This window comes from Nostoc sp. MG11, assembly GCF_014904695.1.
In the GTDB taxonomy this organism is placed as follows: domain Bacteria; phylum Cyanobacteriota; class Cyanobacteriia; order Cyanobacteriales; family Nostocaceae; genus Komarekiella.
Genome location: NZ_JACXXN010000056.1, coordinates 1 through 17,616, shown reverse-complemented (window position 1 = coordinate 17,616; position 17,616 = coordinate 1). Strand labels below are relative to the sequence as shown.

At 40.9% G+C, this 17,616-nt stretch carries 8 protein-coding genes; 3 read left to right on the top strand and 5 right to left on the bottom strand.

The window, feature by feature from the left end:
- Positions 1-363: 363 nt before the first annotated feature.
- Positions 364-585 (top strand): hypothetical protein, encoded by a 222-nt coding sequence (locus HCR01_RS32735; protein ID WP_193200141.1) that lies wholly within the window; start codon positions 364-366, stop codon positions 583-585.
- A 409-nt stretch (positions 586-994) separates the two neighbouring features.
- On the opposite strand, the gene HCR01_RS32730 is transcribed toward HCR01_RS32735, so the two are convergent.
- Positions 995-1,240, bottom strand: coding sequence for a BamA/TamA family outer membrane protein (locus HCR01_RS32730; protein WP_413773992.1), 246 nt, complete (start codon positions 1,238-1,240; stop codon positions 995-997).
- On the opposite strand from HCR01_RS32730, the gene HCR01_RS32725 reads away from it, so the two are divergent.
- Complete coding sequence (locus HCR01_RS32725) at positions 1,239-2,222, top strand: transposase (protein WP_193200140.1); 984 nt, start codon at positions 1,239-1,241, stop codon at positions 2,220-2,222. The two genes, HCR01_RS32730 and HCR01_RS32725, sit on opposite strands and share 2 nt — an antisense overlap.
- Before the next feature lie 13 nt (positions 2,223-2,235).
- Here the strand turns inward: HCR01_RS32725 and HCR01_RS32720 are convergent, their stop codons facing one another.
- From HCR01_RS32720 to HCR01_RS32705, 4 genes are all read right to left on the bottom strand, one after another.
- The gene (locus tag HCR01_RS32720; protein WP_193200151.1) at positions 2,236-2,598 is read right to left on the bottom strand and encodes a hypothetical protein; all 363 of its coding nucleotides are present in this window, start codon (positions 2,596-2,598) and stop codon (positions 2,236-2,238) included.
- Positions 2,599-2,924: 326 nt separating this feature from the next.
- Positions 2,925-4,142 carry an ABC transporter permease gene (locus tag HCR01_RS32715; RefSeq protein WP_193200139.1) on the bottom strand — a complete coding sequence of 406 codons (1,218 nt, stop codon included), beginning with the start codon at positions 4,140-4,142 and terminating at the stop codon, positions 2,925-2,927.
- Positions 4,143-4,156: 14 nt separating this feature from the next.
- Positions 4,157-5,617, bottom strand: a complete 1,461-nt coding sequence (locus HCR01_RS32710) for an efflux RND transporter periplasmic adaptor subunit (RefSeq protein WP_193200138.1) — start codon at positions 5,615-5,617, stop codon at positions 4,157-4,159.
- Between the two features lie 155 nt (positions 5,618-5,772).
- A protein-coding gene (locus HCR01_RS32705; RefSeq protein ID WP_193200149.1) for an ISKra4 family transposase occupies positions 5,773-6,842 on the bottom strand; the annotation gives its coding sequence in 2 pieces (ribosomal slippage) (positions 5,773-6,686 and positions 6,686-6,842; 1,071 coding nt in all).
- A gap of 1,137 nt (positions 6,843-7,979) precedes the next feature.
- Between HCR01_RS32705 and HCR01_RS32700 the strand changes: the two genes are divergently transcribed.
- Positions 7,980-17,616, top strand: a 9,637-nt coding sequence (locus HCR01_RS32700; protein WP_193200137.1) for a type I polyketide synthase, incomplete at its 3' end; no start/stop codon positions are given.

Genomic DNA, 17,616 nt, shown 5'->3' with positions numbered 1-17,616 from the left:
TCACCTTACTCAAAATCTCCATTTCTTGCTTTCATAATTATTCATGCTCTGTTGAAATTATTAAATAATCCTTGTTAGAAAGGGTCTTTATTTTTCATGCACCTTTAGAGTTAATTTACTCTCAATCTTATGGCTTGTTCAACTCTCAGCCTTAAGACTGACGTTGTTAGTTAAATTCTTTTTGTCAACTGAAGTTAGGATTATTATATTTAAACTAAAAATTTCAAATAGACATAACTTATTTCTTTGTGTCTATTTCAACCAACTTTTAATCTTGATTTTTCTAATTCTCTTCAATAAAAATTGCATTAACAGCTAAGGAAAACTTAACTGCTTGCAAAACTATTCTTTCAGGAGTTAGTCATGGCTAATATCACTCTTTCTGAATTAAAACTTACTGGTTCTCAATTATTTCAAGATTCCGAAAGCTTTCTTAATGACCTGAGCGATACTGCTTCAATCTCTGGTGGCTATGATAAATTCAGCGATTTCTCAGGATTTGACAAGCTAATTGAAGGCTATGTCAACGTATATGCCATCGGTCATGTTACTTATTTAGCTAAATCATTTAGCTCTAACTACTAATCTCTTTGTAGTTTAGAAACAAAGTATCTAGCTCTCTTGAGATGAAAGGGAAAAAGCAATTTCATATTCACGTATGAAGTCTTTAAATTACTAAATTCTCAGGAGAAGCTACTCTAGTTCTCAAAAGTTATCTTTGTGAAAATTAAAGCACAAGAGTCAGCAACAAATCTTGTTTCATATCTCTTGTGCTAGCAATATACCTTTGCTACTATTTGCCTTGTCATATGTTTTGGATATGCAGCCAGGATTCTGTCCTGGCTCTTCACTTCTGTTATATATTAAAAAATAGTAGACAATATCTGTCTTTTAGTAGAAAACTCGTTTTTACTGCTTTAACAAGAGCATAAACTCAGTGCAACTCCAAGGGAAAAGTCCTTAAACAATGAACAACTACGAACAATAGTAGACATCAAAAAGAATTATAGATCACAGAAAAATACACCCCATTCTCCTGCCAAGTTCTTCCATCCGAGTCCACGTCTACTAACGGAATCCCCCAGTCAACACGAGCCGTAAGTCCTTCGCCCCCACGCCACTGCAACCCCAGTCCTACAGAAGCCAGAGTATTCGAGTCAGGATTTTGTGTACCAGAATTCCACCCAATCCCGAAGTCTGCAAAGGGAATCACCTGCAACGTACCACCAGCCCGGAGAATGGGTAGTTTTGCGAGACAATATATTGGGAACTTGAGGAAAGTTGATAATGGAATTGTTTCAGTTAATGCTTATGGAGTATTAGGAGACTTGACTTTCCCTTTAATATTTTTAATATATAAACCACGAAAAAGACTTGAAGTAGGAGGAGTCTATAAAACTAAACCTCAATTGGCAGTCGAAATAATTGAAGCATTGCTCAAAATTGGATTTAATTTTGATTTGGTTTTAGCGGATAGTCTATATGGAGAAAGCCCAACATTTATTGCTGTATTGTCCAAGTATAAAAAACATTATTTACTAGCGATAAGAAGTAATCATCGAGAGTTTAGCTTGCCAGAGCAGGAGGCTAAGTATGGGATGTGGCAAGAGTTTGAGCGGAAATTTAGTGATGGAAAGTCAGAAAAAAGATATATACAACAAATAAATGAAAGCGAATCCAGACTGATAACGTATTGGCGAATCACTACTGACCCAAATAATTTACCAAAAAATCATACATGCTATATAAAAACAGATTTAAAAAGTGATATGGCTGCTAAATTAGGAAATCTTTATGGATTTCCTAATTGGGTAGAGTATGCCTTTAAACAAGGGAAGAATGAGTTAGGATGGGCTGATTTTAGACTGACGAATTATCAGCAAATAGAAAAATGGTGGGAACTAGTTATGAGCGTTTATTTTTTAGTAAGTTTACAAGCTCAATCTAGAAACAATTCTGAAAGTGAAAGTAATAATCAAACAATTTCATCGCCAAGTTCAAGAGAACCTGCAGATTTTAGTAAACATAAATGGTGGGATTTCAATTTGAGATGGAAGTCCACTTTAAAAAATTTAAGATTAATTATTCAACCATATATATTCTGGAATCTAATTAAACCTTGGTTAGCCGTTTTTGTTAATACTAATTTCCAGTTAGGATTCCAGAAGCTGATAAAAATAATGAATCAATTTCAAGGTTATATAACCGTAGATTCGGGGTAAACCATGAAATATTTCAAGGATAGCTTTTCAAAGATTCACTATTAACAGGCATCAAATAAAACTTAGATATGAATCTAGCTAGAGATATTCGCGCACACTTTTTTTGCTGAACAATCTCTATGGCTAAAAATATAGCATCCATGAACAATAGTATGGGTTGAGCCATCAAACTTGATTCTGTCACTATTTCAAGTTGGTCAGTAGTATTGAGCGCATTTATTGCCTCTAAACTTGATTTTGTTTCATATTCAAACTCGTCGCTAATTGTATCTAGAACAGCCAATTTTGATTCAGTCACAAAATCATCCTCCCAATCAATTGATTCTGTTTCATTATCAAGTATCAATCCTGTATCTAAATATCGTGCATACCTCATCAGTTCTTCCTCAAAAGCTTTTGGTATACGGATTGTGCTTGTTTGTTTATGATTCCATGTAGATTTCCTGCCAGATTTTTATCTATACCCTCCCCAGCTAGGGTTTAAGGCTTTTTTAGTAGTTTTTTTATTTACGTTCAACATGATATTGTTGCTTAATCATGTTACCTGTAATGTCTGCCATATCTTGGTTTTTTCACAGATATATTTGATTACTTCCCAATATTTCCGACATAGCAGCGTCTGTATTATTCACAGCCTTCAAGGAGTTTCCAAAATCTCAGCAAGTCAGAGCATTTTTCTCTCACCAGAGACATAAAAGAGCGCTAAGCACTTCTGAGCGCCACAATCGGGTCGAGTTGAGCAGCGCGACGTGCAGGAACAACGCCAAAGAATAAACCAATACCGCCAGAAACACTAGCAGCCACAATAACTGCTATGGGTGAGACTCCAGCTTTTAAAGGTGTGAGGATACTAACTAGCGCAACTGCACTGCCACCTACAACAATTCCGACTAAACCGCCGACGACTGAGAGTAGTACAGCTTCAATGATGAATTGCAATAAGATGTCTTGCTGGTTAGCACCGATTGCTTTGCGTAGTCCAATTTCTTGGGTACGTTCTGTGACGGAAACCAGCATAATATTCATGATGCCAATCCCGCCGACAAACAAAGAAATCCCTGCGATCGCTGCTAACATCACAGTTAATGCTGTAGAAATCGTATTAATGATTTCTAGAATATTTTTTTGCGTTTCAATGCTAAAATCATCGTCTTGAGTAATCTTGTGACGCAGACGTAGCAAATTTTTGATTTGAAATTCTGCTGCCCTGATGCTATCTTGATTTTTGGCAGACACAGATATTAGTGAAAGGTCGATACCGTAAGGAGAGGTCAATCCTACAACCCGGCTGGACATGGTGGTGATGGGGATAAAAACAGAATCATCATTGTTATCACCCAAGAAGGAGCCTTTAGCTACTGTTAAGCCAATTACTTGGAAAGCGACATTTTGAATCTGCACCTGTTGACCGATGGGATTTTGACTACCAAAGAGTTTTTTTGCCAAATCAGGGCCTAAAATTGCCAGTGGTTTATTACGTTCCACATCTAACTCGTTAAAAAACCTACCACGAGCGATTTTAAAATTACGGACGGTGAGATATTCCGGTGTTGTGCCGATGACTGAGCTAATTGAATTTTTATTGCGGTAATTAATTGTGATTTTGTTCGTAATATCTGGAGCGACATTTTTCACAGTAGATATTTGTTTGGCGATCGCTTCGGCATCAGCGAGTACCAATGTCTTGGGTGTTAAAATGGCTGTGTTCTGACCTTCAGGACTGCCAGGAAGAATAAACAGCGTATTTGGCCCTAATGTTTCAAATTGTTTAGTAGCAAAGTTTTGCGCTCCCTCACCAATTCCAATCATGGCAATCACTGAGGCATTGCCAATAATAATTCCTAACATGGTCAAACTACTGCGGAGTTTATTTGCCAACAATGTAGTCGTAGCCATTTTGAAGCTTTCGAAAATATTCATGGTATAACTACTAACTAAATGAATGGCTTGGATTGCTGGTCTTGGGGAAGGTCATTAAATACGTGATCTCCTGCTTTTAGTCCTTGCAAAACTTGAATTTGGCTGTCAATACTTACACCAATAATTACGGGGCGAAATACTGGTTGATTATTCGTATCTGCTACCATGACACCAGTATTACCTTGCTGAGTCACAATTGTCTCTTGAGGAATGAGTAGGGCATTTGGGATGATTTTGCCAATAAAGGTGACATTATTCGCATTCATTCCCGAACGCAGTTTTTTTATCCCTGTATCAATATCTACCCGCACCTTGAAAGATGTAACACTTTGCTCAACTATGGCTTCTGGCGAAATTAGCCGCACATGACCATGAAAGACTTCATCGCCATAAGCATCAACCATAATTTCTACTTTTTGTCCTACCTTGACCTGGGGAATATCGACTTCTGGGACTTTTGCTATTACTTCTAGCCCCTTTGCCAAAGCAATAATCGAGGTCGATGTCGCAGAAGCATCATTAGAAGCTGATGTCGCTGGACTTACATACCCTCCTGGAGTCGCATACTTCTGGGTAACAACTCCCGAAAAGGGAGCGCGAATAATTGTATCTGCCAACTGTACTTGCTGTTGTTGTAACTGAGCTTCTGCTTGCGCTACCAATGCTTTCAATCGCTCAATTTCCTCTGGACGACTGCCGTTTTGCAGCTTTCGTAGTGCCTCACGTTGTTGGGTAACTACTGCTTCCTGTTTTTTTATGTCTTCATTGCGGTTGCCACTTTTTTGCAGAGATAATTCGCGTTGAGTTTCTGCTAAACTGGCCTTTGCCTTTTTATCATCACTAATGTATTGTTCAAGAGAATCTTGAGAAACGGCTCCGGCATTAGCTAATTCCTGATAGCGCTTCAACCGTGCTTGAGTCAGTTCCACCTGAGCTTGTGCTGATTCCACCTGGGCTTGCGCTTGTTCTATCTCCTGCAACCGATTACCCTCACGCAATATGTTCAGTTGGGCTTCAGCTTCTGCTAGTTGCGCTTTCGCCTCAGCAATGTCTTCGGAACGGCTACCTGCTTGACTTTCAGCTAACTGTGCTTTTGCCTGGTTTAAGTTTGCTTGGTACTGGAGGATTTGGGTTTTAATCTCGGAATTATCCATTTGAGCAATCGTTTGCCCCTTCTGCAATGTTTGCCCTTGTTCTACATTGAGTTCTGCTAGAATTCCGGGATTTTTAGGGCTGACATTGACACTTTGTACTGGCTGCACCTTACCAGTAGCAGTGATTCGCACGATAATACTTTTCACTTGTACTGGGATAGTTAGTTGTGCAATATCTTCTTTGCTTATCTTACGATTTACCACTTTCAAGGTGATTGTTGTGGCAACAATTAAGACTCCAACTGCCATTAGCCCAATTAGCCAGAGTAATGAATACTTAGCTTTTTTGCCAATGATTGGGATTTCTATGTGGGCAATCATCTGATCAACCTAAATAAATATTAGACAAGTCCGAAAATTTGCCAAGCATTGTGTGTGTCGCCTGACACTACGGCGAATCTTTTCTTGCTAGTCGGGGAGTTAGTTATTGAATATTCACAACTTCTAGATCATAAAGGGAGCATCCCAGTTTTTATTTAGCGAGCAAAGATTAATCTATTGAGATAAGCACAACGATCAGCTAAGACTTGAGGAACATTATCAAATTTCCATTGTGCGCCAGAAATTTTGGTTCGACGGTCAATCTGTTTGACAGTAGACTCAATAGCACCAGAACCAATGGAACAAATCTGTTCGGCTTGATAATACTGGTAATTGATAATACGGTGTCGATGTTTCTCAAGGTAAGCACAGAAATTAAGAGCTTGTTTGAGATTACAATCAGCAAACACAGCAATAGCATCATCAACTTTACCTTGCCCAAGAAGGGTTTTAGCCTGATTGAGCCGTTGATTAGAACCGCCAATCTTGTGTAGTTTTTTCATCAGATGAAACCAATCAAGTACCTCCCGACGCTGGTGTTCGGGAGCAAAATCGCGGACAAGATTCCAAATACCGTCATGACTATCGCCAAGACAGGTCAACATAGGAGCAAGTGATTGGCTTTTGACCCAATCAATCACAAGACTATTTTCTTGAAATGAGGCAGCAATCGCCTGTTTTTCATGTAAGCAGGTAGCTTTATAACCCTTCCAATCACAGGCTTGTCCTGGTGGTGTACGAATGCGGATATTTCCCCCATCCACACTCAATTCTTCAACGGCTGATTCTACTTGTGGTAATTCAAAATTTTGACGATGCACAAGTCTTTGCTGTACACTCTTTGATACTTTTATTCCAGTTAAATATTCAATATCTTCTGCCGCACGTTGATACGACACCGACGCGCTGATTCGCAAACAACAAGCTGATAAATATGGACTCAATTGGTTATGAGGTACGATTTCTAGCTTTTGTGTTTGAGAGTTGGTAATTGGCAGTACTCCAATCATACTTTTTATTTTTCGTTTGTATCCTTTGCTTTCTCCTGTGGCATTTTCGATAAAAAAATCCCCACTTTTGGTATGACATATTCTTGCATTTGAGAGCGTACTACTTCTTCTATTTTTGCCAAACTTGTGAGTTGCTCACTCGAAGTATTTTTGTAAAGTATCTTTGCTATTGCACGAGAATGTTCTCTTAAGAGTTGTTCTTCTTCGGGAGTCATAGACGCACCTAGTCTTAATGACTTTATTCTCCCTTCCTGGTGTCCCATTACTTCCTGACTTCGGATTTCTGTCACAATCCTTTGGTTTTATTTATTATTTTTGAGAGAATAAAAGGTGGGATGCACCCGATCACAAAAGGCTCAATTTCAATATGATGATTCAAGGTATGATTTTGTATTCTACATTGACAATCAACTTTTATGCATTTGAATTGCATATTTTACTTCTCACCAATATAAATGGTAAAGTTTAGGCTTTTTATGAAGTAGCAGCTTTTTCGGAAAACTTTACCTTTTGTTAACCAAAGAATATTCAAATCTTACTTAATAAAGTATATATTCTAGAAGTATTTAATTCTAGAACTGAGGAAGTAGAATATGCCAACCTACAAAATACGTGACCGTTCTGGGTTAGGAGAGGGATCTTTAAAAAAGACTAAATAAAAGGCCAACTCTCAGCCCAAACAGCTTGGAAGTAAAAATATTGATGTCAATCCCAGATACAATCGTCATAACTCTCCAAATACAATTGCAAATGACTGAAGCGCAAAAGAGATCAACTTAAAAACAATTTTACCACTATTGGCTAATCAGTTAATTTCTGTAGGCGCTAAAGATAAACTAATTGTAAATCTTAGTGAAATGTATCTTACTACAGAAATAATAAATAACAGATTCAACGAATAGGCAAATTGTCATGTTATAAAATTAGACAATTAAATTACTGTAATCGCAAATAACTGGAAAAAATTTACCCTGAAAACTGCCTCTAGTAACAGAGAAATGTGTAGGAATAAAATTGCAATCTAGCCAAATAAAAGTGTTATGTCAGGCGACTCTGAAAGCCTTAGCAACTTTCATGAAACTTGAGAACACAATGCTGAGTTTTGAACAACAATACCGCTTATGCGAGTTGGAGGCTGAAACAACTTAGTCTGGGTTCATAAAGCTGGAGTTGACTATTAAAGCTAAGGCTAAAACCTTTGATTTTGCTTGATATTTTTTAACTCACATAAAACGTAAAATTCTTTAACTAACGCATTTCTTCTTGTTTGGTAGTCAGTTAAATATGTGTAATGCCAATGTAGCATTTTGTCTTTTAAGAAGAGCCGCACCTAAATCAAATAGCAATACTATATGACTGCGATTAACTGTACTACTTTAGTTGACTTATTGTCTTATAGGTCTTTATCCCAACCAAACTTAGTTGCTTATACTTTTCTCTTGGATAAGGGTACAGAAGAAGTCAAAATAACTTATCAAGAATTAGACCAAAAAGCACGAGCGATTGCTGAAGAGCTTCAACGCCAGAAAGCTGCACCAGGTGAAAGAGCTTTATTGCTTTATCCGTCAGGATTAGAATTCATTGTCGCCTTTTTTGGTTGTTTGTATGCGGGGGTTGTAGCCGTTCCTGTATATCCACCTCGACGCAACCAACGGATGATGAGATTACAAATGATTGTTAAAGACTCAGAGGCCAAACTTGCCCTGACGACAGCATCCGTCTTAACTAATATTGAACAAGGCTTTTCAGAAGAACCAGAATTAGTAGCCTTGCATTGCATAGCCACTGACAAGATTGTTATTAATAGTGAGGCTGCTAACTGGCAAAAGCCAACACTAGAAACAAACTCACTGGCATTTCTCCAGTACACCTCTGGTTCCACAGGTACGCCCAAGGGAGTGATGGTGAGTCATGGTAATTTGCTGCATAATCAGTCGATGCTCGAGACTGCTATGGGGCATACAGAAAAAACTATTGTTGTCGGTTGGTTGCCTCTTTTTCATGACATGGGACTGATTGGCAATGTATTACAGCCTCTATATTTAGGTATCCCTTGCATTCTCATGTCTCCAGGGGATTTTATTAAAAAGCCTTCTTTGTGGTTACAGGCAATTTCCCGCTATAAAGCAACCACCAGTGGAGGGCCTAACTTTGCTTATGACTTATGTATTGATAAGATTACTCCTGAACAGCGTGCCAATCTGGACTTAAGTAGCTGGGATGTAGCCTTTAACGGTGCAGAACCGATTCGTGCCCATACTCTAGAAAGATTTACTAAAACTTTTGCGTCTTGTGGCTTCCGTAGAGAAGCATTTTATCCATGCTATGGCATGGCAGAGACTACCTTACTAGTATCTGGCGGTTTCAAAACTGAAAAACCAGTAATTCGCTGCTTTGATAGTAAAGCCTTAGAAGAAAACCTCGTAGTAGCTGCGACTGTTGAGCAAGAAGATAGTTGCCCTCTCGTGGGTTGTGGCCGGATCTGGTTAGACGAAGAAATTGCGATCGCAGATCCTCTGACACTAAAACGGTGTACAGATAATCAAGTGGGAGAGATTTGGGTATCAGGTGGCAGTGTCACTCAAGGTTACTGGCAACGGCCAGAGCAAACAGAAGAAACCTTTCAGGCTTATTTACGAGATGCTAGCCCTCACACTTCCGGGCCATTTCTGCGTACAGGAGACTTGGGCTTTATCCAGGATGGTGAATTATTTGTGACTGGTAGGCTAAAGGATGTAATTATCATCCGGGGTCGCAATCATTATCCCCAAGATATTGAACTGACAGTAGAACAAAGCCATCAAGCACTAAAACCTGGTGCAGGTGCAGTGTTCAGTGTGGAAATTGACACTCAAGAAAAATTGGTAATTGTTCAGGAAGTAGAACGAACTTATTTACGGAATCTAGATATAGATCAGGTAGTTGACGCTATCCAAACATCAGTATCTCAACTCCATGAGCTGCAAGTTCATGCAGTGTTGTTGTTAAAAACAGGAACTATTCCCAAAACTTCTAGTGGTAAAATTCAGCGCCATGCTTGTCGGGCAGGGTTTTTAGCCGGAACTTTAAATGCTGTGAATACTATCGAGACAGCAGATAAACCCATTAATCCCCAAAGTCCAGAAGTCAACAAAAAGATGCAATTTAGCTTGTTGTACTTCTCTAGCAACGAGGCTGAGTTTACTGACGAAAAATATAAACTTTTCCTAGAAGGAGCTAAATTTGCCGATCGCAATGGCTTTAACGCTGTCTGGACACCAGAACGTCATTTTCACGCCTTTGGTGGTCTTTATCCCAATCCCTCTGTTTTAAGTGCTGCACTCGCTTCTTTAACTAAGCGCATCCGCTTACGTGCTGGTAGTGTTGTCTTACCATTACACAACCCGATTCGAGTAGTTGAAGAATGGTCTGTTGTCGATAACTTGTCTCATGGCAGAGTAGATTTAGCTTTTGCTAGAGGTTGGAACCCCAATGACTTTGTGCTATCACCAGATGCTTATGCTGATAGCAAAGAAATTATGTTCTCAGGTATCCAAACTGTCCAAAAGTTATGGCGAGGAGAAAAAATTTCCCTCCTTAATGGTGTTGGTAAACCAACAGACATTCAAGTTTACCCTCTACCCATGCAGCGGGAATTGTCAATTTGGATCACCTGTACTGGGAGCAAAGAAAGATTTATTGAGGCTGGAGCATCTGGATTCAACATTCTCACAGCACTTCTTTTTCAACCTGTTGAAGAACTAGCCGAAAAAATCGTCCTCTATCGAGAAGCCAGAAAACAACATGGCCACGATCCTGATAGTGGTCAAGTTACTCTCATGCTACATACCTTCATTGGTGAAGACCTCAAAGAGGTTCGTAATCAAGTTCGTGGCCCTTTCATAGAATATATTAAAAGCTCTGTAAACCTGTGGCGACAAGGTTCTGACGATCTTGACAAGTTGACCGAAACTGAAAAAGAAAACCTCTTGGCTTACGCCTTTGAGAGATACTTCCATACAAGTGCCTTATTTGGTACACCTAGCACTTGCTTAGAAATGGTGCAACGCTTGCAAGCAATTGGTGTGGACGAAATTGCTTGTCTAATTGACTTCGGTATTGATGGTAATACTGTTCTAGCTAGCCTCAACTCGTTAAACAATCTTAGAGAACTAGTGAATGGTGTAGAGGCAACCAGTCAAGAAACTAACCAAATAAACACAGAGAATGTAACGCCTCAGATTGTAACTAAATTAGAGATACCCTCTGGGGAAATTAAAGCTCAAGTTTCTCAAGGTTCCTTATTACAATGGCTAAGTGAAGTCATCATTGAGCAAATTGCTAACTCTTTAGGAAAGCAGCCGAGCCAGATTGCTAGCGATCGCAGTTTTTACAGCTTTGGAATCGATTCCCTCAAAGCTGTAGAGATATTGGAAACTTTAGGGGAAAAATTTGGCTTTTCTATCTCTCCCACCTTATTGTTTGAATATCCTACACCTACGGAACTTGCCTTATATTTAATTCAAGCGCAAAAAACCCAGTTAGAGAAATATTTGTTGCACAACTGGGAACCCGCTAAATTATGGGCGAGAAAGGCAGAAGCCAGAGGACAGCAAGTAAAAGGAATACTACCCCTGTCTTCAACTCTCCAGTTATCTAACCCTTCAGATGCAAGGGTAGTTGAGCCGAATAGCGATCGCATCCGCACCGAAGATATTGCGGTAATTGGGATGTCTGGCCGGTTTCCCCAATCTCCAGACTTACAATCATTTTGGCAACTCCTATCAGAAGGGAAAAATGCCATTACCGAAGTACCTAGCTTACGCTGGAATTTACAAGATTGGTATGACAAAAATCCCGATGCACCCAACAAAACATATTCTCGTTGGGGTGGATTCGTTGATTCTATTGATGAATTCGATCCTCTGTTCTTCCAAATATCACCACGAGAAGCCGAGTTAATTGACCCACAACAACGGCTATTCTTAGAAGTGGCTTGGGAAGCCTTGGAAGACGCTGGATACTCACCTGAAAGCTTTGCTCAGACTCAGGTGGGTGTTTTTGTTGGCTGTAGTAACAACGGTTATTATCAACGCATTGCACCTGCCTTGAACACATCAGATTATAGTGCGGGAATCGGTAATCAAAATGCCATCATTGCCAACCGTGTTTCTTTCTTGCTGAATCTGCGCGGTCCCTCAGTTTTAGTCGATACCATGTGTTCCTCCTCGCTAGTGGCATTACACATGGCTTGTCGTAGCTTGCACCAAGGAGAATGTACAACGGCTTTAGCTGGAGGAGTAAATCTTTTATTGTCTCCAGAATATTATGTTGGCATGAGCCGGATGAAAATGCATTCACCCCACGGACGCTGTGCCACCTTTGATCGTCAAGCTGATGGTATCGTCTTAGGTGAAGGAGCCGGAGCATTATTGCTGAAGCCTTTAAGTCTGGCTTTACAAGATGGCGATCGCATTTATGCAGTAATTAAAGGATCGGCTGTCAATCACGATGGCCGGACAAATGGAATCACAGCTCCTAATCCTCGTTCTCATGCAGAGGTAATTTGTCAAGCTTTGGATGCAGCTGGTGTATCAGCCGAGACAATTTCTTATGTCGAAGCGCATGGAACTGGTACTTCCTTGGGAGATCCCATTGAAGTTGAAGGTTTGACAAAAGCTTTCCGCAAATACACCGACCGCCAGCAGTTTTGTAAAATTGGCTCAGTTAAAACCAATATTGGGCATTTAGAATGTGCTGCGGGTATGGCTCAATTGATCAAAGTTATTTTGGCCATTCAGCACCGGCAAATACCCCCCAATTTGCACTTTCAGCAGCCTAATCCTCTAATTCCCTTTGCCGAAACACCCTTTGAAGTCAATACCAAGCTATGCCATTGGGAATCAGCAGGCTCGCGGAGAGCCGGAATTAGCTCTTTTGGGATTGGCGGTACGAATGCTCATATTGTTATTGAAGAAGCACCACAATTAGAGCTTGTAACACCAGAAATTGAGCGTCCCAAGCATCTGCTGACCCTATCGGCAAAAACCGAAAAAGCCCTGATCCAGTTAATCAGTCGTTATGAGACTCATTTAGCAGCTCATCCAGATTTAGAGTTAGGAGATATCTGCTTTACAGCCAATACCGGACGCTCTCATTTTCAGCATCGGGTAAGTGTGATCGCCACATCAACATCTGATCTACATCAACGGCTAGTTAACTTTATTGGTCAGCAAGAAGTTACAGGAATTAAAATCGGGCGCATACACGAAACTACACCGCCGAAAGTAGCATTTTTATTTACAGGTCAAGGTTCTCAATATGTAGGTATGGGAAGGCAGCTCTATGAAACCCAGCCGATCTTCCGCAAAATCCTCGACTACTGTCATGAAATTCTGCTTCCCTATCTTCAAGAACCACTGCTGCAAGTCCTCTATCCGCAACTGGGAGAGATTTCGCCCATAGACCAAACCATTTATGCCCAACCTGCCTTATTCTCCTTAGAATATGCCTTAGTGCAGCTTTGGAAATCTTGGGGTGTGGAACCTAGCGTGGTCATAGGTCATAGTGTTGGGGAATATGTCGCGGCTTGTGTCGCCGGGGTATTTAGTTTAGAGGATGGGCTAAAGCTGATTGCAGAACGGGCCCGTTTGATGCAAAGTCTGCCGCCAATAGGAGAGATGGTAGCAGTATTTGCTTCCGAAGCAGTTATTCGTAATATTACAGAAATTGATTTTGCAAGAGTAGCGATCGCAGCTAACAATGGTGTACAAAATACCGTACTTTCGGGAGAACAGCAGGCAATTCGGCAAATCTGTGCGAATTTAACAGCCGCAGGCGTTCACACAAAAAAGATTTCCACTTCCCATGCTTTCCATTCTCCACTCATGAAGCCAATACTGGCAGAATTTCGGCGAATTGCTGCCACCATTACCTATAATCCTCCCCAAATTGACATCATCTCTAACGTTACCGGGGAGCAACTGATAACTGAAGTTATCAATGCTGAATATTGGTGCAATCATCTTATCTCTTCAGTGCAGTTTGCTAAGGGTTTACAGGGGCTATATACCGCAGGTTATGAGATTTTTCTGGAGATTGGCCCAAAAGGAACTTTATCAGGAATGGGCAGTAAATGCCTTGGCGGTCAGGGTGTTTGGCTGCCTAGTTTAAGTCAAAAGCACGGAGATTGGCAGCAAATACTCGAAAGTTTAGCAGAAGTATATGTACGTGGAGTACAGGTGGAATGGTCTGCTTTTGACCGTGATTATTCCCGCCGTCGCCTACAACTACCAACTTACCCATTTCAGCGCAAACGTTATTGGATTGAGGCATCAATCAGTACATCAGATCATCAAAAAGCATTACAACCCCAATTAAGTACAACCAATGGGAACCAACTTAATACGCAAATATCTCCATCGCTAAATGTACTACAGCCAAAAGTCGATATAACTCCTCAAATAAAACGGCTGGATATAATTGTTTCTAAACTACATTCTTTTATAGTAAAAATACTGAAAGCAGAGCCTTCAGAAGTCGATTTTTATGCTCCTTTTCTAGAAATAGGAGCGGATTCACTGATGTTAGTTGATGCCATAACTTACATAGAAACTACCTATGGCATTAAAATTACTATTAGCCAATTATTTGAAGAATTGACAACTATCTATGCAGTAGCATCCTACATTGATCAGAATTTGCTTCCAGAGCCAATTATTGCAGATATACAACCACCTGAACCCGTATATCAGACCCAACTGCCAATACCACAGAATGCTCCTGCGACATTTGTTGAGTCCAATGATAGTACTTCTGCGGCATTTGTTCAGTCCAATGGTAATAGCCAGTATCATCCCCAACAGCAAACAGCAGCAAGGGAAGAAAGAGTAACAGTAGCTGAGACAGCAGTGGAAAGAATTATGCTGCAACAGCTGCAGGTGATGTCTCAGCAATTAGATGTTTTGCGTGCCACGGGTTTGCCCACAGATAATGTCTTATCATCGTCGGACGGTAATTCTCACCTAGCATCACCCGCACCTGTGGTTCCCGTAGCAGAACCACACAATCAGGTTGGGCAAAAAACATCTCCTACTGTCAATCAGGTTCAATCTAATCAAACTGTGACTCAAAATCTCTCTGTTGTAGAAGCGCCACCACCAAGGGAAATAAATCTGCAACAGCAGCAGCACTTAGAAATATTAATTTCAAATTATACCCAAAAAACGCAAGCATCAAAGCAACGCGCCCAAACCTATCGTTCAGTTCTAGCCGATAGCCGATCTGCCGCAGGGTTCCGCCCTTCTACCAAAGAAATGGTATATCCCATTATTGGTGAATGCGCCAAAGGTGCGAGATGTTGGGATATAGATGGTAATGAGTATGTAGATATCACAATGGGATTTGGAGTGCTGCTTTTTGGTCATGCAGCACCCTTTATTACCGCAGCTGTGGAAGAACACCTTCACCAAAGTATCCAAATTGGCCCACAGGCAAATTACGCTGGAGAAGTTGCGGCGTTAATTAGTGAACTGACAGGTATGGAACGAGTCGCCTTCTGTAATTCAGGTACAGAGGCTGTGATGACAGCGCTACGTTTAGCACGGACAAAAACAGGACGCACCAAGATTGCGATTTTTGCTGGCGCATATCATGGTCATTTCGATGGAATTTTAGCCAAACAATCCTTAGATGGTTTATCAACTGTACCCGTTGCCCCTGGGATCACTGCTAACGCAGTTAATGATGTGTTGGTATTAGATTATGGAGAACCCAAATCTCTAGAGATTTTACAAGCTCATGCTCATGAATTAGCTGCTGTATTAGTTGAACCAGTGCAAGGACGTAGACCTGATTTACAACCGCGAGAATTTTTACAGCAGTTACGACAACTGACAGCAGCAGCAGGTACAGCACTAATTTTTGATGAAGTGCTTTTAGGTTTCCGCATTCATCTGGGTGGGGCCCAAGCATGGTTTGGAATTGAGGCAGATATTGCTACTTATGGCAAAATTGTTGGTGGTGGCATACCAATTGGGGTGGTAGCTGGTAAAGCCAGTTATATGAATGGCATTGACGGTGGTTTGTGGAACTACGGAGACGCTTCTTATCCACAGGCAGAAAAAACATTTTTTGCTGGCACTTTCAACAAAAACCATTTGGGGATGGCTGTAGCCAGGGCTGTACTCAAGCGTCTCAAGAGCCAAGGGCCAGCACTGCAACAGCAGTTAAATCAACGGACATCCTACTTAGCGACGGCACTCAATACATACTTTGAACAGGAAGAAGTGCCGATCAGAATTGTCTATTTTGGCTCGCTGTTTCGCTTTGCTTTTTCGGGGAATTTTGATTTATTGTTCTATCACCTGATATCTAAGAGTGTTTATATTTGGGAAGGACGCAACTGTTTTCTTTCTACAGCACATACCGATGAAGATATTGAATATGTGATTCAGGCTGTCAAACAGAGCATAGAAGAAATGCGCTCAGTGGGTTTTATCCCCAAGCGTTCGCCTAAATTATCACCTAGCAGTAATGGTAACGGCACAGTCAAAATAACTCAAAATGGGGCGTTGGCAAAACCAGTCCCAGTAGAATCAGCAGCACCCTTGGCAGCAATATCTAGAGAAGGTAAACTGCCTCTATCCTTAGCCCAACAAAGATTGTGGTTTCTCGATCAGTTAGAGCCAAACAGTGCTTTTTACAACATTCCTGCGGCGGCGAGGTTGCAAGGTCAGCTAAATGTATCAGTCTTAGAACAAAGTTTTAGAGAAATCATCCGTAGACATGAAGCCTTACGTAGCAACTTTATTACCTTAGATGGACAACCATATCAAGTCATCCATCCTGATTTAGATTGGCAAATATCAGTGGTGGACTTACAGCATTTACCTATCAGCGATCGCTCAAGTGAAGGTCAAAAAATAGCGATCGTCGAAGCGCAACGTCCATTTAACCTAGAAACAGAACCGCTAATACGAGCTACTTTATTAGTGCTGTCCCCAACAGAGTACATCTTACAACTAACAATGCACCACATTGTCTCTGATGGCTGGTCAATGGGCATACTAATAGAAGAGTTTACCACACTGTACACCGCTTTTATTCAAAGTCAACCTTTACCTCTAGCACCACTACCCATTCAATATGTTGACTTTGCTGTGTGGCAGAGACAATGGCTACAAGGTGCAGTTCTTCAGTCCCAACTTGCTTACTGGAAACAACAACTCTCAGGTGCAGCCACAATATTATCACTGCCGACAGATAGACCAAGACCAACAATGCAAACTGTCCGGGGAGCGCATCAACACTTCGCTCTCTCTGTTGAGCTAACAAATGCCCTCAAAGCACTGAGCAAAAAAGCAGGTGTGACTTTGTTTATGACAATGTTAGCAGCATTTGACATCTTGCTTTATCGCTACACACGACAGACAGATATTATAGTTGGTTGCCCCAACGCCAGCCGCGATCGCTCAGAAATCCAAAGATTGATTGGAAACTTTCTCAACATCCTACTGCTACGTGCAGATATGTCAGGGAATCCAAGTTTACAAGAATTTCTCCAGCAAATCCGCAAAACAGCTTTGGGAGCATACAGCCATCAAGATGTACCAGTAGAGGAGCTAATTGAAGCATTACAGCCGGTACGAGACTTAAGCTATACACCACTATTTCAGGTGATGTTTATTCTCGATAGTGCTATTCCGATCGCAGAAATGCAGCTACCTGGTTTAACCTGGAGTACTATGGCGATCGAGAATTACACCTCCAAGTTGGATTTAACTTTAACTTTAGAGAATACTCCTCAAGGATTGGTTGGTGAATGGGAATACAACACCGACCTATTTGAAGCTAGCACCATTACCAGAATGGCGGGACATTTCCGCAACTTGCTAGAGGGGATGGTAGCTAACCCTGAACAGCGAATTGCGGAATTACCATTACTCCCACCCTGGGAACACCAAAAATTACTGGTAGAGTGGAATCAAACTCAAAGAGAATATCCCCACA

What these genes read in the sequence shown, in the direction of transcription:
- HCR01_RS32735 (WP_193200141.1), top strand. Translation starts at nt 364, where the DNA reads ATGGCTAATATCACTCTTTCTGAATTAAAACTTACTGGTTCTCAATTA.
- HCR01_RS32725 (WP_193200140.1), top strand. Translation starts at nt 1,239, where the DNA reads ATGGGTAGTTTTGCGAGACAATATATTGGGAACTTGAGGAAAGTTGAT.
- HCR01_RS32720 (WP_193200151.1), bottom strand. Translation starts at nt 2,598, where the DNA reads ATGAGGTATGCACGATATTTAGATACAGGATTGATACTTGATAATGAA.
- HCR01_RS32715 (WP_193200139.1), bottom strand. Translation starts at nt 4,142, where the DNA reads ATGAATATTTTCGAAAGCTTCAAAATGGCTACGACTACATTGTTGGCA.
- HCR01_RS32710 (WP_193200138.1), bottom strand. Translation starts at nt 5,617, where the DNA reads ATGATTGCCCACATAGAAATCCCAATCATTGGCAAAAAAGCTAAGTAT.